This window comes from Paeniglutamicibacter sp. NPDC012692 (assembly GCF_042901625.1).
Classification (GTDB): Bacteria; Actinomycetota; Actinomycetes; order Actinomycetales; family Micrococcaceae; genus Paeniglutamicibacter.
The window spans coordinates 198264-223204 of the sequence record NZ_JBIBDE010000006.1; the positions used below are offsets into that span (position 1 = coordinate 198264).

A 24941-nucleotide genomic window follows, 5' to 3' on the forward strand; every position below is an offset into this window, starting at 1 on the left:
CTCTGTGTTTTTAGCTGGTCTGGGTGTTCGCGCCGGAAATTTCCGGCGCGAACAACCCCTCATTCGTTTCTCGGCTCGCGGCACGGCCTGGAAGCTGTCCTTGGCGGAGCCCGCCGATGGGCAAAACCAAAGAGGCCGGCGTGCAGAGTCACCCGTGGGGATCTCTGCACGCCGGCCTCTTGCAAGGAAGAGTCGCGCTTCCGGGTGTTATGCCCCGACGCGCTCCTTGCGTTCTTCATGTTCCTGGGCAACCTTGGCATCATGTGCCGCGCGGATCGCGGCATGCCGAGGGTTGCGGCGCAACATCATGTAGCCGATGCCCAGCAGCACGAACCAGATCGGCGTGAAGATCAGTGCCGCGAGGGTATCTGCCTTGGTGGTCAGCGCCCACAGGATGAAGACGAAGAATGCGAGCACCACGTACGGCATGAACGTACCGCCCGGCATCTTGAACTTGCTGGCCTCGTGCAGGTGCGGACGGCGACGGCGGTAGACGATGTAGCTGATCAGGATGATCGACCAGACGAACATGAAGCACAGTGCCGAGATCGTGGTGACCAAGGTGAAGGCCTCGGCCACGGAGCCCTCCGCGTACAGCAGGACCACGCCGGCGAGCAGGAACATGCAGGAGAAGATCAGTGCGTTCTTCGGCACCTTGCGGCTGGAGAGCTTGCCGAAGGCCTTCGGGGCATCCCCTTCCTGGGCGAGTCCGTAGACCATGCGCGAGGTCGAGTAGATGCCGGAGTTGGCGCTCGACGTAGCCGAGGTCAGGACCACGAAGTTCACTACGCCTGCGGCGCCCACGAGGCCTGCGAGGGCAAACATGCCAACGAACGGCGATTCGTCGGCGGTGTAGCCGGTCCACGGGCGAACCGCCATGAGGATGACCAGCGCGCCCACGTAGAAGAGCAGCACGCGGATCGGGATGGAGTTCACGGCGCGGGGCAGGTTCTTTTCCGGGTCCTTGGTTTCGGCTGCCGCGGTACCCACGAGTTCGATGCCCACGAAGGCGAAGACGGCAATCTGGAAGCCGGCCACGAAGCCCATGAAACCGGTCGGGAACATTCCGCCGTGCGCCCACAGGTTGGTGAAGGAGGCACGTGCTCCCTCGGTCTCGAAACCGGTGATGATCATGACCAGGCCGGTGACGATCAGGGCAAGGATGGCCACGATCTTGATCAGGGCAAACCAGAACTCGGTTTCGCCGAAGGCCTTTACCGTGGGGAGGTTCAAGCCCAGCAACAGCAGGATGCAGGCGAGCGCCGGGATCCAGAGCGGAAGGTTCGGCCACCAGAAGGCCACGTAGTGGGCGATGGCGACGACGTCGGCAATGCCTGTGACAACCCAGCAGAACCAGTAGGTCCAGCCGGTGAAGAATGCGGCCCAGGGACCCAGGATGTCTCCGGCGAAGTCAGAGAAGTTCTTGTAGGCGAGGTTGCTCAGCAGCAATTCACCCATGGCCCGCATGACGAAGAACAGCATGAAGCCGATGATCATGTAGACGAAGATTACCGATGGACCAGCCACGGAGATGGTTTTTCCGGATCCCATGAACAAGCCGGTGCCGATGGCTCCACCGATGGCCATGAGTTGAATGTGACGGTTTGAAAGTGCCCGTTCGAGCGGAGGGTTGGCGCCTGAAGCGGCCGACTCCTGCCTCGTCGTGGTGGCTTTTTCAGTCATTTACTGATCCTCGGATGTTAGTCGTTCAATGTGAGGGAAAATACACAATGCTTAGAACCATACGACGGGAGAGGCAAGAAACTTAAATGCGAGACAGATGCTGGACGGATCAGAATCGACGGTGATCAGCGCGGAATCTCCAAGGAAACGGTTTGGGCGGGGGCGCCCCAAGAAGCGCAAAACAACGATCCCCGTCCCTCGAATTCGGGGGGACGGGGATCGTATTTGTGTGGCAGTGTCCATCTGGGGGCGTTACTGGAGACGTGCCTTGCGCTCCTCGTGTTCCCGGGCGACCTTCACATCGTGTGCGGCACGGATCTTCGCGTGCTCCGGGTTCCGGCGCAGCATTACGTAGCCGAAGGACAGCAGCACAAACCAGATAGGCGTGAAGATCAACGCCATCAGGGTGTCTGGCTGCTGGGTCAGCGCCCAGATGATGAAACCGAAGAACGCGAGCACGACGTATGACATGAATACTCCGCCGGGCATCTTGAACTTGCTGGCTTCATGCAGGTGCGGGCGGCGACGGCGGTAGACGATGTAGCTGACCATGATCATCGTCCACACGAACATGAAGCAGAGGGCGGAAATCGTGGTGACCAGGGTGAATGCCTCGGCAACCGACCCCTCTGCATACAGCAGCACCACGCCGGCCAGCAGGAACATGCATGAGAAGATCAACGCATTCTTCGGGACCTTGCGGCTGGACAACCTGCCGAAAGCCTTGGGCGCGTCACCCTCGCGGGCCAGGCCGTAGACCATGCGGGATGTGGAGTAGATGCCCGAGTTTGCGCTCGAAGTAGCCGAGGTGAGGACCACGAAGTTGACGACGCCCGCGGCGCCGACCAGGCCGGCCAGGGCGAACATGCCCACGAACGGCGATTCGTCGGCGGTGTAGCTGGTCCAAGGGCGCACCGCCATCAAGATGATCAGCGAACCCACGTAGAACAGCAGGACGCGGATGGGGATGGAGTTCACAGCGCGCGGCAGGTTCCTCTCCGGATCCTTGGTCTCGGCAGCGGCGGTACCGACCAGCTCGATTCCGACGAACGCAAACACCGCGATCTGGAATCCAGCGACGAAGCCCATGAACCCGGTCGGGAACATCCCGCCGTGCTCCCACAGGTTGGCGAAGGACGCGTGGGCGCCCTCGGTCTCGAAGCCGGTGATGATCATGACCAGGCCGGTGACGATCAGGGCCATGATGGCAATGATCTTGATCAGCGCGAACCAGAACTCGGTCTCACCGAAGGCCCTAACCGTTGGCAGGTTCAGGGCGAGCAGGACCAAGATGCAGGTCAACGCCGGGATCCAAAGGGCCAGATCTGGCCACCAGAAAGCCACGTAGTGCGCGATCGCGACCACGTCCGCAATGCCCGTGACGATCCAGCAGAACCAGTAGGTCCACCCCGTGAAGAACGAGGCCCAGGGCCCAAGGATGTCGCCGGCGAAGTCTCCGAAGTTCTTGTACTGGAGGTTGCTGAGCAGCAATTCGCCCATGGCGCGCATGACGAAGAAGAGCATGAAGCCGATGATCATGTACACAAAAATGACGGAAGGGCCGGCGACCGAGATGGTCTTTCCGGATCCCATGAACAAGCCCGTGCCGATGGCGCCGCCAATGGCCATGAGTTGGATATGGCGGTTTGACAGAGCCCGCTGGAGTGGGGGACTGGCCTGAGGAACGATTTCCTCCCACTCGGTTTCGGTGGATTTTTCACTCATGATTCAGATCCTTGGTCTAAGACGAATGAAAGGTGATGGGAACTACCTGTCCTTCAAAACCATACGCCCGAAATCGGGCTTTGTTCAGGGGAAACATGCCTCCCATTTTCGCGCTGGAGCGCCGGAATCGTGTGCTTCCGTACGGGGCTGCCCGACGAACTCGCAGGTTGGCGCCGGACACCCGAATGTTTGGCCGGGCGGGGCTGCGCGGGGCTCGTGTTTTGCCCCTCTGGGCTGCACCACAGCCGCAGCGAAAAGACCGGTCGCCGACCGCTCTGGACTGCTGGCCGGCCCTACAGCCAAACCCTGAGGTCGCTTCGAAACACTTGTCGGTCTCCAGCTCCCGAGATGACGCAGGAAATCGCCCCACTTGTCCCCAGCACAGGGTCCGTGGCGGCTACAGCTGGGCTGTCGCCGGGTTGCATGCGGAAGCAGTCACGACTTTGGCTTGGCTCCGCCGGTGTCCGGGGTGCCCTTGGCACGCTTGGCGACGGGGCGCTTGGTCCCAGCAGCGCGCCGCGCGGAGGGTGCCGCTTCCCGTGGGGTCTGCGCATGCCCCGTGGTGGAAACCGGAACTTCTCCGCCAGATCCGACGGTGACCGTTTGGATTTCTCCGCCGGCTTCGGCCGCGGCACCGGTCTTCCCGTCATTCGGACGGCCGGCCAGGGCGAGTTCGGCCGCGTAGGTCTTGAAGGTGATCCGCGGGGTCGGCACCGCGAGATCCAGGATCCGCAGCATCACCGAGGTCATGCTGGAGATGTCCTCGTCGAAGGCCATGTGGCTGCTGGAACTCGTCCGGTTCCGGGCCGGGGTTTCGGTCGGCGACCAGACTAGGTCGGCCCCAAGTCCGGCCAACGTGCCACCCAGGGTTGAGGCGCCCAAGGGTTCGTTGGCAAAGCGCTGCATGCCGAGAATCGGAACGTCCGTGGCACCCGCGACCAGAGGATCTTCGAGCCCCCGGGACACCAGGTACAGCAGGGACTTTTGGTAGATCTTCAGGAAACCGGTGCCCACGCTGTCATCGAGCTCGAACTTGTCGCTCATGCCGAAGGAGACGAACCGGCCCACCTGGTGCTGTTCCAGCGAGGGGAGCACCAGTCGGACGAACTCATCGACCCTGATGGCCGGTGCCAACCACGACAGCGAGGCAACCGGAATCTTCTCCGCCAACAGCCGGGACAGGAAGTTGGCGCCGAAAATCGAACCGGCGCTGTGCCCGGCCAGGTGCACCTCAACCCCTTCCGCCCCGGGCAGGTCCATGTACCTGCGCAATCTGTCGGCCACGAGTGCCGCCCCCGGCATGGAGGCCATGTCGATCGCAGCCCCGTCGTCCGGCGGCCAGATGACGGGGTGGGGCAGCGGCAGGGAAGCGGCGGCGGCGTTCTGCTTCATTTGCTTCCAGAGCCATGTCATGTGCGAACGGGCAAAGCGTTCCACGAAGCGATCGACCTGTTCGACCATGTCGAAGCCCATGGTCCCGAAGGGCAACTTGTCCCGCAACATGTCCACGACCTGGTCGACCAGCGTTTCGACCGGTCCGCTCTGCCAGGCAAAGAACACCGGATAGACATGGTTGTTCATCCACCAGTTCAGCTGTGCCTGGGCCAGATTCAGCCCCGCACCCTCGCTGACCAGCCCGCCGTGCGCATAGAAGACGACACGGCGCACCGGCGCGTTTCCGGATGCCGCATCCTCCGCGTTCCAGCGTTCGTGGACGGACTGCATTTGCCCGAAGATGTGGTCGATCTGTGCCGGGGTGCTGATGAAGCGGCCCGAGGTGGAGAGCCTTCCATCGTTTCCCAGGTTCACCACATGCCCCTGCAGCCTGTCCAAATCCGGTCCCGGTCCTTGGGAGACGACACCGGAGGTGGTGGTGACGACCTGCGTGATGTTGCGCAGGTTCACGCTCGAGGGGACGCCCGGGCGGGCCACCCACGCGTCGTAGGCGGACGTCAACCAGTCTTCATAGGCCAACGTCGCAAACCCGTTGCGGCCCCAGCCGGATCCCCAGCTGTTCTGGACAAGGAATCCAACGTCGTTGTAGCCAACGATGGCGAAGGCGTGGCCACCCAGATGGGCGGATTCCGCGGTTTTCTCGATCAGGTACAAGGTGGTGCCGTCCGGACGCAGGATTGGCGTGGGATTGAGCCAGCCGGTGTGCACCTGGGCCGACACCGCAATGGCGCGCAGCTCGTTCACTGCAGATTGAAGGTCGTCCAACCGGAACGCATTGACACGGTAGAAGGCGCCCAGCGGGTTTTGCATCGCCTTTGCACTCAACACGGGGTCGCGGTCGATGTCCAGGTCGTGTTCGAGGTCCGGCCAGTCGGTATCTGAAACCACCCCGTGGTAGAGCCAGCCCTTGAGTGCCCCGCGCAGGGAGGAGCCGGCGTCATCGCTCCCTTCGAACTCGTCGTAGCGGCGCGCCATGCAGTAGAGCATGTACGGGCTGACCAGGATCGGATTGGGGCCCGCAGCCAGGACCGTGTTGATCATGGCCGCCACGGCGTGTCCGGTGCAGGAATTGCCCTCCTGGGTGAGCACCACGCGGTCGGTTCCCCTGGTGTCCATGACAGGGGGCAGGGGATGCAGCTGTGGCCGGTATTCCAGGTCGCGCCCGTCAAAGACGTCAGGTTTGACGGCAAGCACAAAGCTCCCGCTCGCGGTCTCGGCAACACCCGGCGGAAGCGTCTTGGGCATGGTTCGCGCTCCTTCGATTTCCGGGATGGGAAGGTAGCTTCTGGCTGCCCATTATCAGTCCGGGCCGTTACCAGCCCGTCACCGTGAACCGGCGGCAGCGTGCCTTGCGCCGGCGGCCCGGCCATCGGTAACTGTTTGGTGACGCGGCCCGTGTTGTACTGCCCGGAGCGGAGCCACGATGCTGCGTTCTGGAAGTGCCAGCGGTTCCAGCAACCAAGGAGAAAGACGATGAGCAAAAAAACCGCACGCCCGGCCTGCACAGTCAAGCCGCGCACCCCGCGGATCATTCCGCCCGGGATGACCGACGAACGGATGCGCCTCCTACGGCTCCTGGCCACCAAGTGGGTCAATGGGACCGTGTTGCACTACTGGTTCTTCAACGGACCAGCCCCCCAGCTTCAGGCAGTCCGGGACGCCTTCACGGAATGGAAGGCACTGAAGATCGGTCTGGAGTTCGTCGAGGTGCAGAACAGCAGCGAGGCCGAGGTGCGCATCGGCTTCGACCAGGCCGATGGATCGTGGTCCTACATCGGGCGGGACATCCTGGGCATTGCGGCCACGCAGCCGACCATGAACTTCGGGTGGGACCTGACCGACGCATACGGCCATACAACGGCGCTGCACGAAATCGGGCACACCTTGGGCATGCCCCATGAGCACCAGAGCCCGTTCGCGGGCATCGTCTGGGACGAACAGAAGGTCTACGACTACTTCACCGGCGAACCCAACAACTGGTCCCGCGAACAGACCTTCTCCAACGTCCTGAGCAAGATCGACCCCAGCGAGGTCGAGGGCTCCAACTGGGATCCGAACTCCGTGATGGAGTACTGGTTCCCCGCAGGGCTGATCGTCCAGCCGGCCCAGTACCACGACGGGCTGGAACCCGCAGGGGGACTCTCCGCCGCGGACAAGGAATGGGTCCTGCGCTTCTATCCGGCGCTGAAGGCGGCGATTCCGTCGCTGAAGCCATTCGTGTCGGTGCCGCTGTCGCTGGTACCCGGGGGACAAGCGAACTTCAACATCGTGCCGGGTGAAACGCGGAAGTACGAGTTGGGAACCTTTGGGACGGCCGATACCGTGCTCGTGCTCTTCGAGGAGGTCGATGGACAGCTCCGCCAGCTGGCGGCCAACGATGACAGCGGTACGGACCGGAACGCGAAGATTCAGGTGAAGCTGTTCAAGGACAGGAAATACGTCGCGCGCGTCCGGCTCTACTGGGCGGGCGCCTCGGGGCACACCGGGATCATGCTCTGGTAGCGCGTGGCTGGACTTCAACTCCTGGAATTCAACGTTGGAAAGGGTGGGTCGGGAAGTCCCGCGGCTCCGAGTGCAAGTGCCACAGCATGAAAGGCGATGCTTGTCTATCGTCTTTAGTTCAATAGCCAAGAGTTCCCGGGGTACATACGGTGGCCTTGTCGATGGTTTTCTACGGCTGGGGGACATCATGACTTTGGGACTTGTGCGTGCGCTGGAAGCCGAATGCCGGAGTGAGCCGGTTCGCTCGATCCACCTCATCGGGCCCCCTTACGCCGCGTTGGGCGGGAGGCAGCGACACCTCACGGACGGGCATACCCGGCTGCTTGCCTATCTGGCGTTCAACCGGGGCGAACACGATCGCCGGTACGTGGCGAGTACCCTCTGGCCGGACGTGTGTGCGGCGCGGGCGGCAGGCAATCTGAGGGTCGAGCTCTGGCGGCTCCGTCGCGACGACATCGGACTGGTCAGCTCGGATGAGCACCGCCTGGCGCTGGCCGACGGCGTCACCGTGGACATTCAGTTGCTGGAGGACTGGGCCGCCCGCCTCATCTCGGGAAAGCTGCGGGCCACCGACCTGGCGTGGGTGCCCAGGAACATTTGCACCGCGGAAATCCTGCCGGGTGTCTTCGACGATTGGATCGAACTGGAACGCGGCAGGCTTCAGCAGCAAATGCTCCATGCCATGGAATGCATGAGTCGAGAGCTCCGGCTGGCCGGCCGACATGCCGAGGCCCTGGATGCGGCACTTGTCGTGTGCCACGCCGACCCGCTGCGGGAGTCTGCCCAGGCAACGCTGTTTGAGGCGTATTTGGGTGAAGGGAACCGGCAGGTGGCAAAACGCCGGTTCGAGGAGTACCGGCGCTTGGTCATGGACGAGCTGGGGGTTGAGCCGTCCCCGGAACTAGCCGTGCGCATGGCACCCTACCTCCGGATGGACCATCCCTGAGGGCGGGGCCCGTACGCAGTCAGTCCCGGCGCATGGCCAAGCGTCGCTTCGGGCTAGCCCCCGGCAAAGGGCGGCAGGATGTCGAGTTCGTCGGTTGGCTTCAGTGCCCGGGAATGGTCTTGTGCGCTGACCCCGTTGACGAGGAAACTGCAGCGGAGCAACACCGTGCCCAGCGAGGTGGCCCGGCGCACCAGCAGGTCGCCGCTCGCCGGTGCGGCGATCGGTTCGCGTGCCGAGAGCAGTTCCAGCACGTGCCCCAGCGTTGCCTCCCCGTCGTGGTCCGGGGTGCCGGCCAGCAGCTCGTCAAGGTCGAGGTGTTCCTCGTGGGTGCCGGCAGCCTGGGCGGCTGCCGCGAAATAGCGAATGCGCATTATCCTCCGATGGCGCTCATGGAGCGGTCCGATTGTACAAAGTCCTTGGAGCCCAGCCCCACGTGGTCCATGCCGTGCGCCCGGGGCTTTCCCCACATCGCGGCTCGCCAGCGTTCGGCGACGTCGGTGTCGCTGGAACCGTCGCGCAGGAGCGCGCTCAAGTCAGTTTCCTCGCGCGAGAACAGGCAGCTCATGACCTTGCCCTCGGCGGTGATGCGGGTGCGGCGGCAGTCGGCGCAGAACGGCTCGGACACAGAAGCGATGATTCCAACGGCGCCCAGGATCGTTTGCGGATCCGCATGGGTGGACACCAGGAAGCGCTCGGCCGGCGCACCGTCGCGCGGCCGCGTGTCCGGGTTCAGGATGAAGCGGGGCTCCAGGTAGGCGCGCAGCTGGGCGGCGGTGACCATGTTGTCCTTGCGCCACGTGTGGTCGGCATCCAACGGCATCTGCTCGATGAAGCGCAGCTCAAGCCCGCGCTCCAGCGCCCAGGCCAGCAGCTCGGGCGCCTGCTCGTCGTTGATGCCGCGCATCAGCACCGCATTGATTTTCACCGGTGCCAAGCCGACGGCTCGCGCCGCGTCGATGCCCTCGAACACCGAATCGATGTGGTCGCGCCGGGTCAGCGTGGCAAAGGTTTCGGCATGCAGGGTGTCGAGCGAGACGTTGATGCGGCTCAGCCCGGCCTCGGCGAGCGCCGCGGCCTTCTTGGCGAGACCCACGCCGTTGGTGGTCAGCGAGATGGGCAGCTCCGGGAACTCTTCACGGACTGCTGCAATGATCTGGGTCAGGTCCACGCGGACCAGCGGTTCGCCGCCGGTGAGGCGCAGTTCGCGGATGCCGAGGTCGCGCACGCCGATGCGCACGATGCGGGTGATTTCCTCGAGGGTGAGCAGCTTGGATTTGGGGAGCCAGGCCAGGCCGTCGGCGGGCATGCAGTAGGTGCAGCGCAGGTTGCACTTGTCGATCAGCGAAATGCGCAGGTCTGTGGCCTGCCTGCCGAATTTGTCGCTCAACCCGGGGGCATCGGCGGGGGCGGGTGGCAGGATCGTGGGCATGGGGAGGCTGACGGTCGTGGAGCGGGGTGTATCTGTGTGCGTCGCCATATATCGAGGGTAGACCACCGACAGTGGCTTTGTTCCGCGGGGTCGATCGGCCAACCCCGGATGACGGATGCGCATGTTCTCCGATTCGCGGAGAAGCGTGAACCAACTTTTCGCATCTGCGGGCCTTTGTCGGCGATGGATGGAGGTTTTGAGGAATCGCCGGACGGTTTAACCAGCAGTAATTATCGCCTGCAGGGTGCACCGGTCCGTAGCCGGAGGCCGGCAGGTTCGGCAGCGGTCCGGAATCGCTTCTTCCGGGCCCCGAAGGCCCTGCGGTGGAGGGCAAGACCCTAGGATGGTGCCATGACCTCACCATTCCGCCGTAGCGTCGCAGGGCACCAAGACAGCATCAGGGAACTTGTCGATGCGGCACTCGTGGACCTTGGAAGCGAAACGGTTCGGCTGCTCGATGCGCGGGGACGACGACTCGCGGCGACACTTGGCGCCCCGCGCTCGTTGCCGCCGTGGGACAACTCCCAGATGGACGGGTACGCCGTGCACACCGGGGACCTGGGCGACGGAGCGTTGCGCGTGGTGGCCCCGATCGCCGCCGGCGAGGCGGCGCCGGCACTCGAACGGGGGAGCACGGCTCCCATCATGACGGGGGCGCCGATCCCCGCCGGGGCCAACGCCGTCGTTCCCATCGAGGCGGCGGTGCCCGACCGCTTCCCCGACGAGGCGCAGCTTGCCGCGGGTTTCACGGTGCAACTGCCGAACACCGCCGAGTCCGGTGCCTACGTCCGCGCGACGGGCAGCGACATCGCCGCGGGGGACACCGTCATGGAGGCGGGCACGAGGCTGGGTCCCACCAGCCTGGGCATCCTCGCGGGGCTGGGCATCGGCGAAGTGGAGGTCACCCGGCGCCCGTCGGTGCTGCTGCTGTCCACCGGCGATGAGCTCGTGGCACCCGGGGGAGAGCTCGGCCCCGGACAGATCCACGACGCCAACACCACCCTGCTGGCCTCGGCCCTCGAGGCGGCGGGCTGCAACGTCACCACGGTCGGCGTGCTCGATGACTCGCCCGCGCTCTTCACCGACTCCCTGCGCGCGGCCCTGACGTCCGGCGAGCGCGGCTACCACTTGGCCATCAGCAGCGGCGGCATCTCCAAGGGGGCCTTCGACGTGGTCAAGGAGGTGCTGGCAACCCACGGCATGGAATTCGGATCCGTCGCCATGCAGCCCGGCGGACCCCAGGGTTCCGGAACCCTGGCCCTGCCCGGCTGCGACCCCGTCGCCTTCATCGCCTTCCCCGGCAACCCGGTCAGCGCCTTTGTCAGCTTCGAGATCTTCCTGCGCCCGGCGCTCGCCGAACACCTGGCACTGCCCGCCAGGCCGCGGCTCGAGGCAACGCTCGTCGAAGACATGGGGTCGATGCCCGGTAAACTACAGGTTCGCCGCGGCACCTACCGGGACGGTTCCTTCACCCCGTTGGGCGGGGCTTCCTCGCACCTGCTGGCGGCGCTTGCGGCCAGCAACGCGTTCATCCTCATCGACGAGGACACCACCGAACTCGCCGCGGGCCAGATAGTGCAAACTCTAGTCATTGGAGACGGCTCATGAGCCAGGAGCAACCACCTTCCGCGCTGTCGCACGTGCGCGCCGACGGCAGCGCCCACATGGTCGATGTCAGCGCCAAGGCCGAGACCAGCCGCGAGGCAACGGCCGAGGCGACGCTGCACACCACAGCAGAGGTGCTCGCCCTGGTCTCCGCCGCCGGGATGCCGAAGGGCGATGCCCTGGCCGTGGCCCGCATCGCCGGCATCATGGGCGCCAAGAAGACCTCCGAACTCATTCCGCTGTGCCACCCGTTGCCGATTTCCAAGGTCGTCATCGACTTCGAGCTCGACCCGGCCGGGTCCGTGCGCATCCTGGCCACGGTGAAGACCCGCGGCGTCACGGGCGTGGAAATGGAGGCGCTGACCGCCGTGAGCACTGCGGCCTTGGCCCTGTATGACATGATCAAGGCCGTCGACAAGCATGCAAGCATCGACGGCATGCGCGTGCTGGCCAAGTCCGGCGGCAAGTCCGGATCCTGGAACATCGCGCCGCAACTACACGAAAACCCCCCAAGGAGAACTCCGCGCATGAGCGCCTGCGAACCACTGCCCGGCCCGCGTAAGGCCGCCATCCTGATCTCATCCACCCGCGCGGCACTCGGCATCTACGAGGATGCCAGCGCCCCGGTGATCAGCGACTGGCTCCAGGAACACAACTTCGACGTCATGCCGGCGGTCATCGTGCCGGACGGCCCGAGCGTCGGCGCGGCCCTGCAGGGACTGCTACTGGCCGGCACGCGGGTCATCATCACCAGCGGCGGCACCGGGCTGAACCCGGACGACACCACCCCGGAGGAAACCGAGACTCTGCTGAACCGCACGATCCCCGGCATCATGGAGGCGCTGCGCGCCACCGGCCGGGCCAACACGCCGCTGGCCGCCCTCAGCCGCGGGCATGCAGGCGTTGCGGGCGAGACCTTCATCGTGAACCTGCCGGGTTCGCCCTCCGGCGTGATGGACGGGCTGACGGTGCTGTCTCCGCTGATCGAGCACATCTGCGACCAGATCGAGGGCCGGCATGGCCACTAAGGATCCCGCTGCACCGGGCGAGGTCGTCTACGCTGCGGTCAGCGACACGCCCCTTGACGTGAACACCGCCTGGGACGAGGTCGAGTCGGAGCGCACCGGGGCCGTCGTCACCTTCGGCGGCATCGTGCGCAACCACGACGGCGGCAAGGAAGTCGTGAAGCTGACCTACAGCGCACACCCGAGCGCCAACGCCCGCATGGGCGAGTTGGTTGCCGAGGTGGCCTCCCGACACCCCGGAACCCGGCTCTGGGCCGCCCACCGGGTGGGGGAGCTGCAGATCGGCGACGCCGCGCTGGTTGCTGCCGCTGCCTCGGCGCACCGCGGCGAGGCCTTCGATGCCTGCCGCGACCTCGTCGAGACGGTCAAGGCGAACGTGCCGGTGTGGAAGGAACAGTTCTTCGCCGACGGGCACGTCGAATGGGTCGGCAGCGCCTAAGCCCGCACCGTCGCGGCGCCGTCGCGCAGGGGTAATGCGCATCACTGGCATTGACGGACCCGACCGAGGTCATCGACTCCGTGCCGGGGCGCAATTCCCGATACGCTAGAACCCATGAGTGCACCGCTAAAAGTCGCCGTCATCGGCGCATCAGGACGAATGGGAGCCGAGGCCGTCAAGGCCGTAAGCTCCGCCACCGACATGGAACTCGTAGCGGCGCTGGGCCGCGGCGACAAGCTCCAGGCCATTCTGGATGCCGGTGCCACCCACGTGGTGGACCTGAGCGTACCGGCGAGCACCGAGGAAAACGTCCGCTTCGCGGTCGAGCACGGCCTGCACGCAGTGGTCGGCACCACCGGCTGGGACGACGCCAAGCGCGCCTCCCTGCAGGAACTGCTGGCCAAGAACCCGGGAACCGGCGTGCTCATCGCCCCGAACTTCGCCCTGGGCTCCGTGCTGGCCAGCGCCTTCGCCGCCACCGCCGCACGCTATTTCGAGTCGGTGGAAATCATCGAGCTGCATCACCCAAACAAGGTCGATGCTCCCTCGGGCACCGCGGTGCGCACCGCCGAACTGATCGCCGCCGAACGCGCCGCCGCCGGCGTGGCACCGAGCCCGGACGCCACCGAAACCCAGCTTGACGGTGCCCGCGGCGCAGTCGTCGACGGCATCCACGTGCACTCGGTGCGCCTGCGTGGGCTCGTCGCCCACCAGGAGGTGGTGCTCGGTGGCGAGGGTGAACAGCTCACGCTGCGCCACGATTCCTACGACCGCGCATCCTTCATGCCCGGCGTCCTGCTGGGCTTGCGCACCGTTGCCTCCCGCCCGGGACTGACCTACGGCCTTGACGGCTACCTCGAGTTGGGACGCTAGACGCGCATGAAAACCAAGATCTGGGTAGGCGCCATCCTGCTGCTCTTCGTGTTCTACCTGGTTGCGGCCTTCGGCTCGGCCATACGGTTCATCACCGCCGCCGAACCGATTGCCAAGGCCATCGGCGTTGCGGCGCTGGTGATCCCGCTGGTGGGCGTGTGGATCCTGATCCGCGAGGTGCTCTTCGGCTCCCGCACCCAAACCATGGCGGGCATCCTGGAATCCGAGGGGCTGCTTCCGGAAGACAACCTGCCACGCACCCCGTCCGGGCGCATCGTGAAGGCAGCCGCTGACGAGGACTTCGTGCAGTACAAGGAAGAGGTCGAGGCGAACCCCGAGTCGTGGAAGTCCTGGCACCGCTTGGCGCTGGCCTATGACGCGTCGGGGGACCGCAGGCGCGCCCGCGAATCCATGCGCACGGCCATCGGGTTCTACCGGGCAAGCACCAAGAAGTAGCTGCGCACCGGCCGTTTCACGAGTTGTGGCCCCGAACCCGCCGAAAGGCGGGTTCGGGGCCACACTTGTATGCCGAGCGCATGGGTCCGGACCTGCCCTTTCGCCGAAAGTGCGGCGGGGTTCGAATCTGAGATGGCATACGCCCTTGAAGCCGGATACGAACCGCCGCGAGGCCGACCTCGGATGGTCGGTCGCGGACGGGGCGAGGATTACACTCCGGAAGCGACCGCGCTGTGGGCGATTTCCAGAATCTGCTGCGTGGCCTGCCGTGCCGCCTCACGGTCGGCGTCGGCGATGGCGCGCAGCAACTTGGAGTGTGGTTCGGTTTCGGTGAGCTGGTCGGAGGAGAAGAAGCAGTCATTGCCGGCGATCGACTGGCGCAAGGATTCGTCAAAGCTCTGGTAGAGCGCGGTGAGCAACGTGTTGTGTGTGGCAGCAGCTACCGCCAGGTGGAAGGCGAGGTCTTGTGCGACGAACTCGTCAAAGTCGTTCTCGCGGATGGCCCTGCTTCGCAACCGCAGGATCTCCTCCAGGATGTGAATGTCCTCTGCGGTGCGGTGCGCGGCGGCCTCGGTGGCTGCGAGGGTGTCCATCGAACTGCGGACCGTAAGCACTTCCCCTGCGTCGGCGTGGTTCAGGGCGCGGCGGATGGCGACCTGGGTGGCGTCGCGGGCCAATACGTAAGTGCCCACGCCCTGGCGTGTGGAGAGCAGCCCTTGCTGCACCAGTGCCTTGACGGCCTCGCGTACCGAAGAACGCGAGACTCCCATGGTTTCAACAAGGGTGGCCTCAGGCGGAATCTTTGAGCCTATAGGCCAGTTTCCACCGCTGATTTCGGCCATCAATTGATCGATCGTCAGGTCGACCAGTGAGCGCCGCGAAACTGTCTTCATTGTATGAACTCTATCTCGTAAACTTCTTGCACAAAGGTCTGGTCATCAGACAACTGATGACTGTAGGATAACAGCGTCTTGTGAAATGAATCACGTTCATTTTGTTCACTGGTGCATCCGCCCGGCGCGGCAATGGCCAATGCAATCTTCTGGAGGAGAAGTGCAATTTCGCACCCTGCGGCCACTCGTGCCGCTCAGTGTCTTGGCACTGTTACTGACGTCTTGCGTCGGGCAGAACCCGGTGCCACCGACACCGCTTGATCCGGCATCCTTGCTCTCCACAACCCCGGCCGGCAGCAAGGACGTGGACCTGGTCCGCTGGAACCTGCCCTATGAGCCCATGAGCCTGGACCCCATGAAGTCGTTCAACTACGCGGAGAACACCGCCCTGGCCAACATGTGCGAAAGCCTGATGCGCCTGAACCCCGACCTGTCGATGTCACCGGGTCTGGCGGAAAAGGTCGAGTTCCCGGACGACACCACAATTGTCTACACCGTGCGGGACGGCGTGAAGTTCTGGGATGGGAAAGACCTGACTGCCGAGGACGTCGCCTACTCCATCGGCCGCCAGGCCGGGCCGGAGAGCCCGAGCTACTTCTCGGACTACTTCCTGAACGTCGATTCGGCCACCGTCACCGGCGAACGCGAGGTCACGGTAAAGCTAGCCCGTCCCGATGCATTGTTTGCGCAGGGCATGGCCAGCGCCGCCGGAGCGATCGTGCAGAAGAAGGCCACCGAAGCTTCGGGCAGCGAGTTCGGCACCCCGCAGGGGAACCTGCAGTGCACGGGACCCTACCAACTGGACGAGTGGAACAGCGGCAAGTCCATGGAGCTGTCCCGGGTCGACGGCTACTGGGACGATTCCCTGCCCCTGCACGTGGAGAAGTTGAGCCTGTCATTCATTGCCGACGAGTCCACTGCGGTTAACGCGCTGCGTTCGGGATCGGTCGACGGCCAGTTCTTCTACCTGCCACCGGCCGGCATGTCCCAGATGACCGGGAGCGAAGCGGTCGACGTGGCCTACGGCAAGTCCCTGGTGTTCTTCACGCTGCGCGGCACCAGTGCCGAGGGACCCTTCGCCGACCCGCGCATCCGCAAGGCGCTGTCGCTGGTGATGGACCGCGACGCGATGAGCCGGGTCATCCTGCAGGGCTCGGCCATCGGTGCCGGGACCATGGCGGGACCCGACTACTGGGGCGACCAGGCCGAGATCTTCGAACAAGCGGCCGACCCGCATGCCGGGGACATGGACGTGGAGCAGGCCAAGGCACTGGTCGCGGACTACGGGAAGTTCGACAAACCAGTCGTCATTGCCCTGCAGGGTTCCTCCGCGGTGCACGAACAGTTGGCCAACGTGATCCAGGCGGCCGCAAAGACCATCGGCATCCCGGTCGAAACCCAGGTGATCCCGGTGGAACAGTTTGGCAACCTGTACTTCGATGAGAACGCCCGCAAGGGGCTGGACGCGTTCTTCACCAGCTACTACGGCAACGTGCCCGACCCGCTGGATGTCTACCAGGTCTTCAGGAAGTCCAACTCCTCGAACTTCAGCGGTTGGGATGCCGCAGACGGCATCCTGAACCAGGCCATGAGCACCGTCGATGCACGAGAGCGTGCCGAGTTGACGGTCAAGGCCCAGCAGCTGGTCCAGGAACAACAGCCGTGGATCACGATCTCCTACCTGCCAAACATCGTGGTGCAGAACTCCAAGATCTCAGGGGCGACGGCATCGTTCGCCTACCTCTACTATCCGTGGGCTGCCACAATCGGGGGCAAGTAGCCATGAATACCCTTTCTTTCCTTCTGAAACGCCTGGGCGGCCTGGTCATCGTGCTGCTCGTGACCTCGTTTCTGGTCTTCGGCCTGCTCTACCTGGCTCCGGGTTCGCCGCTGGCGTTCGTGCTCGGCCCGCGCGGCGGGACCCCGGAGCAGATTGCCAAGGTCACGGCCCAGTACCACCTGGACGACCCGTTCCTGCTTCGCTACGTGAACTGGCTGGGCGACGTGCTCAGCGGCAACCTCGGCGAATCGATCGTCTACCGCCAACCGATCACCGAGCTGTTCGGACCGCGCGTGGGCACCACCATCGCGCTTGTCGCCCTGGCCACGGTGCTGATCGCGGTGGTCGGAATCCTCTTCGGCATGCTCGCCGCGCTCAAGGGCGGGGCTGCGGACCGGATCATCTCCACCATTGCCACCTTTGGACTGTCCGTCCCGGTGTTCGTCGTCGGCGTAGGGCTCATCAGCGTGTTTTCGGTGGGCCTGGGTTGGTTCCCGACCTTCGGCACCGGAACCGGGGGATGGGACACGCTCTACCACCTGCTGCTTCCGTCGATCACCCTGGCGGTGGCCTCCGCGGCCTACCTGGCACGCATCACCAGGGCCGCGGTGATCGAGGAACGCAGCCGCGAGCACGTGCAGACCGCGACGGTGCGCGGCCTGGCCCCGAACGTGGTCATCCGCCGCCATGTGCTGCGCAACGCGCTGGTGCCGATCACCACGGTCATGGGCCTGACCATCGCGACGCTCATCGCGGGCGCAGTGGTCGTGGAAAACGTCTTCGCCCTGGACGGGCTGGGCTCGCTGTTGGTGCGCGCCATCCTGCAGCGCGACTACTCCGTGGTGCAGGCAGTGATCCTCGTGCTGGTCTTCGCGTTCGTCATCATCAATACAATTGTCGATCTGCTGTACTCAGTGATCGACCCTCGCATCAGCCTCGGGAGCAAGCAATGACATCCACCACGATTTCAGCCGCGGGAATGCGCCAGGTGCGCACGACCCCACTGCGGACACTGACCGAGCGACTGGGGGTCACCGGCGTGGCGGCCGCGGCCATCCTGGCCCTGCTCGTCCTCCTGGCGGTCCTGGCCCCCCTGGTTGCCCCGCACGACCCGAACTTCCCGAACCTCTTGGCGGCGCTGAACTACTCCAGCGCCGATCACCTGCTGGGCACCGACGCCCTGGGGCGCGACCTCCTTTCGCGGCTGATCCACGGTGCGCGGATCACCCTGGCCGGCCCCGGGCTCGTGATCCTGATTTCCACGGTCGTGGGCACGGCGCTGGCGCTCATCGCCGCCTGGTGTGGCGGAAAAATGGACACCGTGATCTCCTGGGTGCTTGACGTGCTGTTCGCGGTACCGGGCATCGTCTTCGGCATGGTCGCCGTGGCGATCTTCGGTCCGAACCTGTTCAACGTGGTTGCCGGCCTCGCCGTGGCCTACGTTCCCTACGTGGCCCGCGTGGTGCGTTCCAGCGCGCTGCGCGAGCGCACCATGCCCTACGTGCAGGCGGCCCACCTGCAGGGCCAGTCCTCCCTCGGGATCGTGGTCAAGCAGATCCTGCCGAACGTGCAACCGATCGTGGTGGCGCAGGCCGTCTCCTCGCTGGGCTTCGCCGTGATGGACCTGGCGGCCCTGTCCTTCCTGGGCCTGGGTGTCCAGCCGCCGACCGCCGACCTGGGCCTGATGGTCAAGTCGGGGTTCGACTCGATGATGCGCGGCTACCCGTTGGAAGGAATCAGCGCCGGCGTGGCCATCGTGGCCATCGTGTGGTCGGTGACGGTGATCGGCGACAAACTGACGAGCAATGCAAGGAGCATGGGATGAACACGGCACTCTTGGAGGTCAAGGACCTCACCGCGACACTGGTGACCCGCAAACAGCGGCTGCGGCTGCTCGACGGCGTCACCTTCAGCATCGAGCCGGGGCGGGCCCTGGGCCTGGTCGGGGAGTCGGGGTCCGGCAAGTCGCTGACGACCCGCGCGATCACCCGGCTGCTGGACCCGGCCTTTCGGGTGGGCGGGGAAATCAGCTTCCAGGGCACCGACGTGCTCTCGATGAACGCGGCCGCCCTGCGTTCCTACCGGTCGACCAGGGTGGGGATGATCTTCCAGGACCCCCGGGCCCACATCAACCCGGTGTACCGGGTGGGTGACTTCCTGACCGAGGCCCTGGTGCTCGGGCGCGGCATGGACCGCGCGCAGGCCGAGGACCGGGCGATCGCGCTGCTGGAAGAGGTCGGGGTGCGCAATGCGTCATCTCGGCTGCGCCAGTACCCGCATGAGCTGTCGGGCGGTTTGCTGCAGCGCGTGATGATCGCCAGCGTGCTCCTGGCGGAGCCGGAACTGATCCTGGCCGACGAGCCGACCACCGCACTGGATGTCACCGCGCAGTCCGATGTCATGGCGATCCTGGAGGAGCAACGCCGGAGCCGCGGCATGTCGTTGCTGTTGATCACCCACGACCTGGAACTGGCCGCGGCCTGCTGCGACGAGCTGGCCGTCATGTACGCCGGACAGATCGTCGAGCAGGGTGCCGGGATCCACGAGAATCCCCGCCACCCGTACACCACGCAATTGCTGGAGGCCCGCCCGAGCATCGAGTCGAAATCCGATCGATTGCCCACCCTGAGCTATGCCCGAGAGGACCACGAAGCATGGAAGAGCGCCCGGTTCGACGCGCAGGAGGTGTCGGCATGAGTCGCGAGCCGATCGTCAGGGCACTGAACCTGCGCAAGGAATACAGCTCGGGCTCCGGAAAGGTGCTGGCGGTGGACTCGGTGTCCTTTGAGCTGCATGCCAACGAATCGCTGGCCATCGTGGGCGAATCGGGCAGCGGCAAGACCACCGTGGCCAAGATGCTGGTGGGGCTCGAATCCCTGAGCGGCGGCGCGCTGGATGTCCTTGGAGCCAGCCGCACCCACCTGCCGCGCACCGCCGCCCAGCGCCGGCGCTGGGCCAGCCAGGTGCAGTACGTGTTCCAGGATCCGTACTCCTCGTTGAACGGGCGATCCCGCATCGGGGCCATCATCTCCGCCTCCATCGCGCTGCACGCCACCGACAAGCCGGATGCGGCCACGCTGCGCGCCCGCGCGACGGCGCTGCTGGACTCGGTGGGGCTGCCCGAGCGCTTCTTCGATTCCTTCCCCCACCAGATGTCCGGCGGCCAGCGCCAGCGCGTGGCGATCGCCAGGGCCCTGGCGGCGAACCCCCTGGTCCTGGTGCTTGACGAGGCGGTGGCGGCCCTGGACGTGTCGATCCAGGCCCAAATCCTCAACCTGCTCAACGACATCCGGGCCCAGCGGGAGATCAGCTACATCTTCATCACCCACGACCTTGCGGTGGTGCGGCAGGTCGCCGAGCGCACCCTGGTCATGGAAAACGGGAAGATCGTCGACCAGGGGGACACCGACACGCTGCTCGATGCCCCGAGCCACCCCTACACCCGCGCCTTGCGGGCTGCGGTGCCCGGCCCGGGGTGGCGCCCGCGCCGCCGTGATGACCTGGCGTTGGCGAAGTGACAGGCACGCTGGTCACCGCGCGGCACGTACTGGTCCACCAGGGCGACGGTCACCGGATGCTCCGCGACGGGGCGGTGCTCGTGCGCGGCGCGCACATCGAATGGGTCGGTCCGGTCGAGGACGCACCCGCCGCCGGGCAGCGCGTCGAACTGGGCGAGTGCCTGTTGATGCCCGGGCTGATCGACCTGGAGGGGCTGGCCGATATCGACCACATCGTGTTGGACGCGTGGAGCGACGGGGACACCGATCTGCTGTGGTCCCGGGACTACGCGCAGCGGGCCGTCAACGCCCTGTGCGCGGAGGACCGGTCCCGCATGCGGCTGTACGCGGTGGCCCAGCTGGCGCTGCACGGGATCACCTCGTTCATGCCGATCTCCTCGGAAGTCCATACGGCGTGGTCCGAGACCCACGACGACGCCATGGATCTCGTGGCCGCGGTACAAGCCGTGGGTTTGCGCGGGTTCATCGGCCCTTCCTACCGTTCGGCGGTCCACGTGGCCGAACCCGATGGTTCCATGGGGATGTTCCACGATGAAGCCGCGGGCCAACGTGGCTTCTCCGACGCGGTGCGCTTCCTGGACACCGTCCGGGAGCTGGGCGACCCGTTGGTCACCGGCGTGCTCGCCCCGTGCCGGGTCGAATCGGTCAGCCGCGAGCTGCTCGAACGCACCGCGCAGGTGGCCGCCGAACGCAACGCCCTGGTGCGTGTGCATGTGTTCCAGGACCTCTTCGAGAACGAGGTGCTTGCCGCCAGCCACGGCACGGATGCGATGGGATTGCTGCGCGAGACCGGGTTGCTGAACGACCGGCTGCTGGTTGCGCACGGGGTGTACCTGGACAGGCACCCGCACGTGATTGGCGAGGATACGGGGCAGCTGGCCGAGCTGGCTGCCGCCGGGGTCTCGATCGTGCATTGCCCGGTCACAAACGCACGCTACTCCTTCCACCTGCATCGGCTGGGGGATTACCTGGAGGCCGGTGTCAACATGGCGCTGGGCTCGGATTCCTTCCCGCCGGACCTGGTTAGGGCCATGGATCTGGGAACGCACCTGGCCAAGATGCAGTACGGCAGTCTCGAGGCGCATTTCCTGCCCGAGTACGTGAACGCGGCCACGCTCGGCGGGGCACGGGCGTTGCACCGGGATGATCTGGGACGCATCGCTGCGGGGGCGAGCGCGGACCTGGCGGCCTTTGCGCTGGATCCCGTGCGTACCGGACCGGTGGAGGACCCGCTGCGTACGCTGCTGCAATCTGGCACCGGGGCGAACGCGGTGTTCAGCATGGTGGCCGGGCAGCCGGTGGTCCGGGACGGGACGCTGCCCGGGGTGGACCTGGAAAAACTGCGCGACGACGGGCAGCGCATCTTCGACCGGCTGAGGGCTTCCTACGCGGAGCGCACGGCGGGCACGGGTAGGGAGCTGTTTCCCCCGGTTTTCCCCGAGGCCAGCCCGGTTGGATCCCGGGCCGACCTCGTGGACGACATGCACCGGAACTAACCCAGCAGGGCTCCGGCAGCGGCGACCCGGTGCCCGCCACGGACAACAGCGGCGGGCACCGGGCGGTCGACGACCAACTGGGCGATGCCCGGCTGGTCGAACTGCACGTAGTCGGTGGCGGTCGCCGGATCGAAGTCCAGCACCCGATCGATCCCCAGCAGCCGGGCGCCTCCCGAGGTGGCGATCTCGAAGCAGCGCCGCAGTTCGGCGTCGGTGATCGCCCCGGTGCGGTAACTGAGCAGGTGCATGCGGTCCACCATCGAACCGGTGCCGAAGGGCGACCATGCGTCGCGCACGCCGTCCGAGCCCAAGGCCAGCTTCACCCCGTGCTTCTCCAGCAGGTCCAGGTCCGGCACGGGATCCGGGCCAAGCGCGCAGGTCGCTATCCAGACTCCGGCCTCGGCCAAGGCCTCCAGGGTGTGTTCCAGGTCGGCCGAGGCCGCCTCGCAGATGGCGAATGCGTGCCCGACCGTGACCCGGTCGCGAAGGCCAAGCGCTTTGGTGCGTGAAGCGATCTCGCGCAGCTCGGCCAATCCCTCGGGACCCATGTCGTGCACGTGGATATCGATGTCCCGGCTGTGCTTCTGAGACAGCCCGAAGACCACATCAAGGTGCCCGTGCAGGTCGTGCTCCAGCCCGACCGGGTCGATGCCGCCGACCAGGTCCGCGCCCTCGGTCAGGGCCGCCTCCAGCAGCTCGACGCTGCCCGGGTCGGTCAAGAGCCCAAACTGCGGGAACGCCACGACCTGCAGGTCCAACAGCTCGCGGTACTTCTCGGCAACCGACCGTGCGGCGTGGATGTTCTTCAGGCCGATCCGTGTCCCGAAGTCGATGTGTGCGCGCATTGCCGTCGTGCCGTTGGCGATTGCCTGCTCGACCAAGGCGCCCATTCGGTGCTCCACGCTGTCCCGGTATGCCAGTTGGGTTGCCATGTCATTGGAGATGAGATCCGACAAGCTGGCGGCGGGCTTTCGCGAGAGCCAGGCGCTACCCCAGGACGTCTTGTCAGGGTGGATATGGGCATCCACAAATCCCGGGGTGATCAGGCGGTTGGCGGAGTCGGTGGTGGACGTCATTGGCTACCTCGTATCTGATGGGAATTGGCTGGTGGTGCATCACGGACCACCATCAGTAATGGTATACCAAACAAATTTGGAGCCCGATCTGCAAGGTGTTCCTTGCCTCGCGGGCTCGAGTTGCGGAGGGGATTCGTGAGTCCGCGGGGCCGTTGGAGGGTGGTAGCTACCAACGCCCCCGTCCAGGCTCGTCGTCGAGACTTCCGAGGGCGAGGATTTCGCGCAGGGCAAGGAAGGGATCGGGGCCTGCTCCCGGGTCGGGGAAGTCCTGGATCCGACCGGTGCGGACCCGCCATGCGGCCGTGGCTGCCGGTGCGTCCGCGTGCCGACGCGCACCGCCAATCGACCCCTGGCTGTCGGGCGCCATGAGGCAACCGGTTCGCGGACCGCGGTGAAGGCATGTGGCTTGCATCCGCGCATAGGTGGCCATTGGCTCGCAATGCCGACCGTGCGGACGTGCGCAACCGCGCGGGAGCCAATGCTGGGGCTGCGCGCGAGTTGGTCCGCCGGGATGCTCCTGCTTCATCAAGGATTGCCGAACGCCGATTTGGCGCAAGGGCCGGCCCGGGGCGATGGGCGCAATACGCTTCGGGGTCGCGAAGCGTAGGTGGCAGCGCGCCCAGTGGTCTTTTCGACCCGGCTTTTCGATCTGACGATAGTTGGTATACCAGATTCTTCAAGGCCCGTCGGTGTCGGATCCCTGCTTTCGATTTGGCGAACGCTGCCCGACGGCAGGTTGCTTGGCCGCAGTCAACGCGAGTTTGAGGTGATGCCTCGGAAGTCCTCCTGTCGCGGAAGGGTGGCGAGCGCGAAGGGGGGTGTGCATGCGGAATCGCGTATTATGGCTTCAAGCTCTTTCTTTGGAATACCAAATTGGCTACACTTCGAAGCGGAATACTTCACCTCGGATAGAAACGACTGCTCATGACACTTTTACTCAATGCCTCTTCGCTGCAGACGGTCCTCGACATGCCTTCAACCGTTGAAGCCGTGGAACAAGTCTTTGCCGACATTGCCAACGGGACCGCCATGCAGCCGACACCGGTTGCCATGAACGTATCCTCGGCCGATTCCAGCTTCATCGTGATGCCTGGCGTAGCCGCCGGCCCCGGAATGGCGTCGGTCAAGCTACTGGCAGACATTCCCTCCAACGCGGGTCGCGGGCTGCCGACGCAGCGGTCCATGATCATGCTCTCCGACCACGTGACCGGCGAATCCTTGGCGATCCTGGATGGGAGGGTTCCCACCCGCATTCGTACCGCAGCCGCTACGGCGGTGGCTACCCGCCATTTGGCTCGTCCCGAGGCCTCTACCTTGGGCCTGGTTGGCGCGGGGGCGTTGGCGGTGGCACACGTCGAGGCATTGCTGTGCGTGCGGCCCATCAAGCGGGTTGTTGTTTGGACGCGCTCGGCAGACCGAATGGAGGAGTTCCGTGCCGCAATTGCCCATCACGATTTGCACGTCGAATCGGTTGACAGCGTTGAGGCGGTTTTCTCCGCCAGCGACATCGTTTGCACGCTGACGCCCGCAGTCGAACCCATTGTCAAAGGGGAGTGGTTTCGCCCGGGGTTGCATGTCAACGCAGTGGGGGCTCGCCCGCGGCCGGGCGAGCGAGAGATCGACGCGGCGGGAATGGCTCGTGCACGAGTGGTGGTTGACCATTGGGGTACGGCGAAAACCAAGTCGGGCGCGTACCTCGTGGCATTGTCCGAGGGGGCGATTGCAGCCGAGGATATCGTGGGGGAGCTGGGGCAGGTCGTCTCGGGCCAAATCGTGGGCCGGCGCAACGCCGACGACATCACGCTGTTCAATTCCGTGGGGGTGGGGCTGCTGGACCTTGCCATTGGTCGGTTGGCCTATGACCGTGCCCTTGAGCGCGGGCTTGGACAAAGCGTGAACCTGGCACTGTAGTCGAACGGTGAAGTCACGCCACGAATCCCGTGGGACACATAGACTTGAGGGAAGTAGCTGAATCGGACAATGCAACGGAAGGACAGGAACATTGCCTGTAACGCCAGGGTTTGAACCGGAGTCTGTCCG

Annotated in this window: 21 protein-coding genes; 14 read left to right on the forward strand and 7 right to left on the reverse strand. The window is 65.3% G+C overall.

Features of this window, described 5'->3' with window-relative positions; genetic code table 11:
* Positions 1-207: 207 nt before the first annotated feature.
* The 3 genes from cycA (ACFY5D_RS18750) to ACFY5D_RS18760 form a co-directional block, all read right to left on the reverse strand.
* On the reverse strand, positions 208-1683 hold the full coding sequence (gene cycA, locus ACFY5D_RS18750) for a D-serine/D-alanine/glycine transporter (protein WP_387533411.1): 1476 nt from the start codon (positions 1681-1683) through the stop codon (positions 208-210).
* 252 nt (positions 1684-1935) lie between these two features.
* The gene (gene cycA / locus ACFY5D_RS18755) at positions 1936-3408 is read right to left on the reverse strand and encodes a D-serine/D-alanine/glycine transporter (protein WP_387533414.1); all 1473 of its coding nucleotides are present in this window, start codon (positions 3406-3408) and stop codon (positions 1936-1938) included.
* 435 nt (positions 3409-3843) lie between these two features.
* A complete protein-coding gene (locus ACFY5D_RS18760) occupies positions 3844-6108 on the reverse strand; it encodes a C1 family peptidase (protein ID WP_387533417.1) in 2265 nt (754 codons plus the stop codon).
* A 228-nt stretch (positions 6109-6336) separates the two neighbouring features.
* On the opposite strand from ACFY5D_RS18760, the gene ACFY5D_RS18765 reads away from it, so the two are divergent.
* Both ACFY5D_RS18765 and ACFY5D_RS18770 read left to right on the forward strand, forming a co-directional pair.
* Positions 6337-7365: a M12 family metallopeptidase gene (locus tag ACFY5D_RS18765; protein ID WP_387533420.1), complete on the forward strand. Its 1029-nt coding sequence runs from the start codon at positions 6337-6339 to the stop codon at positions 7363-7365.
* Positions 7366-7552: 187 nt separating this feature from the next.
* Positions 7553-8311 (forward strand): BTAD domain-containing putative transcriptional regulator, encoded by a 759-nt coding sequence (locus ACFY5D_RS18770; protein WP_387533422.1) that lies wholly within the window; start codon positions 7553-7555, stop codon positions 8309-8311.
* A gap of 53 nt (positions 8312-8364) precedes the next feature.
* Here the strand turns inward: ACFY5D_RS18770 and ACFY5D_RS18775 are convergent, their stop codons facing one another.
* Both ACFY5D_RS18775 and moaA read right to left on the reverse strand, forming a co-directional pair.
* Positions 8365-8682, reverse strand: coding sequence for a MoaD/ThiS family protein (locus ACFY5D_RS18775; protein WP_387533425.1), 318 nt, complete (start codon positions 8680-8682; stop codon positions 8365-8367).
* Positions 8682-9740, reverse strand: coding sequence for a GTP 3',8-cyclase MoaA (moaA, locus tag ACFY5D_RS18780; protein ID WP_387533668.1), 1059 nt, complete (start codon positions 9738-9740; stop codon positions 8682-8684). Before moaA ends, ACFY5D_RS18775 begins: the two co-directional genes overlap by 1 nt.
* Positions 9741-10091: 351 nt before the next feature.
* Here moaA and glp point away from each other — a divergent pair, with 351 nt between their 5' ends.
* The 5 genes from glp (at position 10092) to ACFY5D_RS18805 (ending at position 14138) form a co-directional block, all read left to right on the forward strand.
* Positions 10092-11348: a gephyrin-like molybdotransferase Glp gene (gene glp / locus ACFY5D_RS18785; RefSeq protein WP_387533428.1), complete on the forward strand. Its 1257-nt coding sequence runs from the start codon at positions 10092-10094 to the stop codon at positions 11346-11348.
* Entirely contained in the window at positions 11345-12373 is a 1029-nt protein-coding gene (gene moaCB, locus ACFY5D_RS18790) for a bifunctional molybdenum cofactor biosynthesis protein MoaC/MoaB (RefSeq protein ID WP_387533431.1), read from the forward strand. The genes glp and moaCB overlap by 4 nt, the downstream gene beginning before the upstream one ends.
* Complete coding sequence (locus ACFY5D_RS18795) at positions 12363-12809, forward strand: molybdenum cofactor biosynthesis protein MoaE (RefSeq protein WP_387533434.1); 447 nt, start codon at positions 12363-12365, stop codon at positions 12807-12809. The genes moaCB and ACFY5D_RS18795 overlap by 11 nt, the downstream gene beginning before the upstream one ends.
* A 114-nt stretch (positions 12810-12923) precedes the next feature.
* Positions 12924-13682 (forward strand): 4-hydroxy-tetrahydrodipicolinate reductase, encoded by a 759-nt coding sequence (gene dapB, locus ACFY5D_RS18800; RefSeq protein WP_387533436.1) that lies wholly within the window; start codon positions 12924-12926, stop codon positions 13680-13682.
* 6 nt (positions 13683-13688) lie between these two features.
* On the forward strand, positions 13689-14138 hold the full coding sequence (locus ACFY5D_RS18805) for a tetratricopeptide repeat protein (RefSeq protein ID WP_387533439.1): 450 nt from the start codon (positions 13689-13691) through the stop codon (positions 14136-14138).
* Positions 14139-14347: 209 nt separating this feature from the next.
* Here the strand turns inward: ACFY5D_RS18805 and ACFY5D_RS18810 are convergent, their stop codons facing one another.
* Positions 14348-15031, reverse strand: a complete 684-nt coding sequence (locus tag ACFY5D_RS18810; RefSeq protein ID WP_387533442.1) for a FadR/GntR family transcriptional regulator — start codon at positions 15029-15031, stop codon at positions 14348-14350.
* Positions 15032-15272: 241 nt separating this feature from the next.
* Between ACFY5D_RS18810 and ACFY5D_RS18815 the strand changes: the two genes are divergently transcribed.
* From ACFY5D_RS18815 to ACFY5D_RS18840, 6 genes are read left to right on the forward strand one after another with little or no spacing between them, the layout of a single operon-like run.
* The gene (locus ACFY5D_RS18815) at positions 15273-16811 is read left to right on the forward strand and encodes an ABC transporter substrate-binding protein (RefSeq protein ID WP_387533445.1); all 1539 of its coding nucleotides are present in this window, start codon (positions 15273-15275) and stop codon (positions 16809-16811) included.
* Between the two features lie 2 nt (positions 16812-16813).
* The gene (locus tag ACFY5D_RS18820) at positions 16814-17764 is read left to right on the forward strand and encodes an ABC transporter permease (protein WP_387533448.1); all 951 of its coding nucleotides are present in this window, start codon (positions 16814-16816) and stop codon (positions 17762-17764) included.
* Positions 17761-18636: an ABC transporter permease gene (locus ACFY5D_RS18825; protein WP_387533451.1), complete on the forward strand. Its 876-nt coding sequence runs from the start codon at positions 17761-17763 to the stop codon at positions 18634-18636. Before ACFY5D_RS18820 ends, ACFY5D_RS18825 begins: the two co-directional genes overlap by 4 nt.
* Complete coding sequence (locus ACFY5D_RS18830) at positions 18633-19508, forward strand: ABC transporter ATP-binding protein (protein ID WP_387533454.1); 876 nt, start codon at positions 18633-18635, stop codon at positions 19506-19508. The genes ACFY5D_RS18825 and ACFY5D_RS18830 overlap by 4 nt, the downstream gene beginning before the upstream one ends.
* Complete coding sequence (locus ACFY5D_RS18835) at positions 19505-20329, forward strand: ATP-binding cassette domain-containing protein (protein ID WP_387533457.1); 825 nt, start codon at positions 19505-19507, stop codon at positions 20327-20329. The genes ACFY5D_RS18830 and ACFY5D_RS18835 overlap by 4 nt, the downstream gene beginning before the upstream one ends.
* A complete protein-coding gene (locus ACFY5D_RS18840) occupies positions 20326-21825 on the forward strand; it encodes a chlorohydrolase family protein (RefSeq protein WP_387533460.1) in 1500 nt (499 codons plus the stop codon). Before ACFY5D_RS18835 ends, ACFY5D_RS18840 begins: the two co-directional genes overlap by 4 nt.
* On the opposite strand, the gene ACFY5D_RS18845 is transcribed toward ACFY5D_RS18840, so the two are convergent.
* Entirely contained in the window at positions 21822-22901 is a 1080-nt protein-coding gene (locus tag ACFY5D_RS18845; protein WP_387533463.1) for an amidohydrolase family protein, read from the reverse strand. The genes ACFY5D_RS18840 and ACFY5D_RS18845 overlap by 4 nt on opposite strands.
* A gap of 924 nt (positions 22902-23825) precedes the next feature.
* Between ACFY5D_RS18845 and ACFY5D_RS18850 the strand changes: the two genes are divergently transcribed.
* Positions 23826-24812 (forward strand): ornithine cyclodeaminase family protein, encoded by a 987-nt coding sequence (locus ACFY5D_RS18850; protein WP_387533465.1) that lies wholly within the window; start codon positions 23826-23828, stop codon positions 24810-24812.
* The last annotated feature ends 129 nt before the right edge of the window (positions 24813-24941 follow it).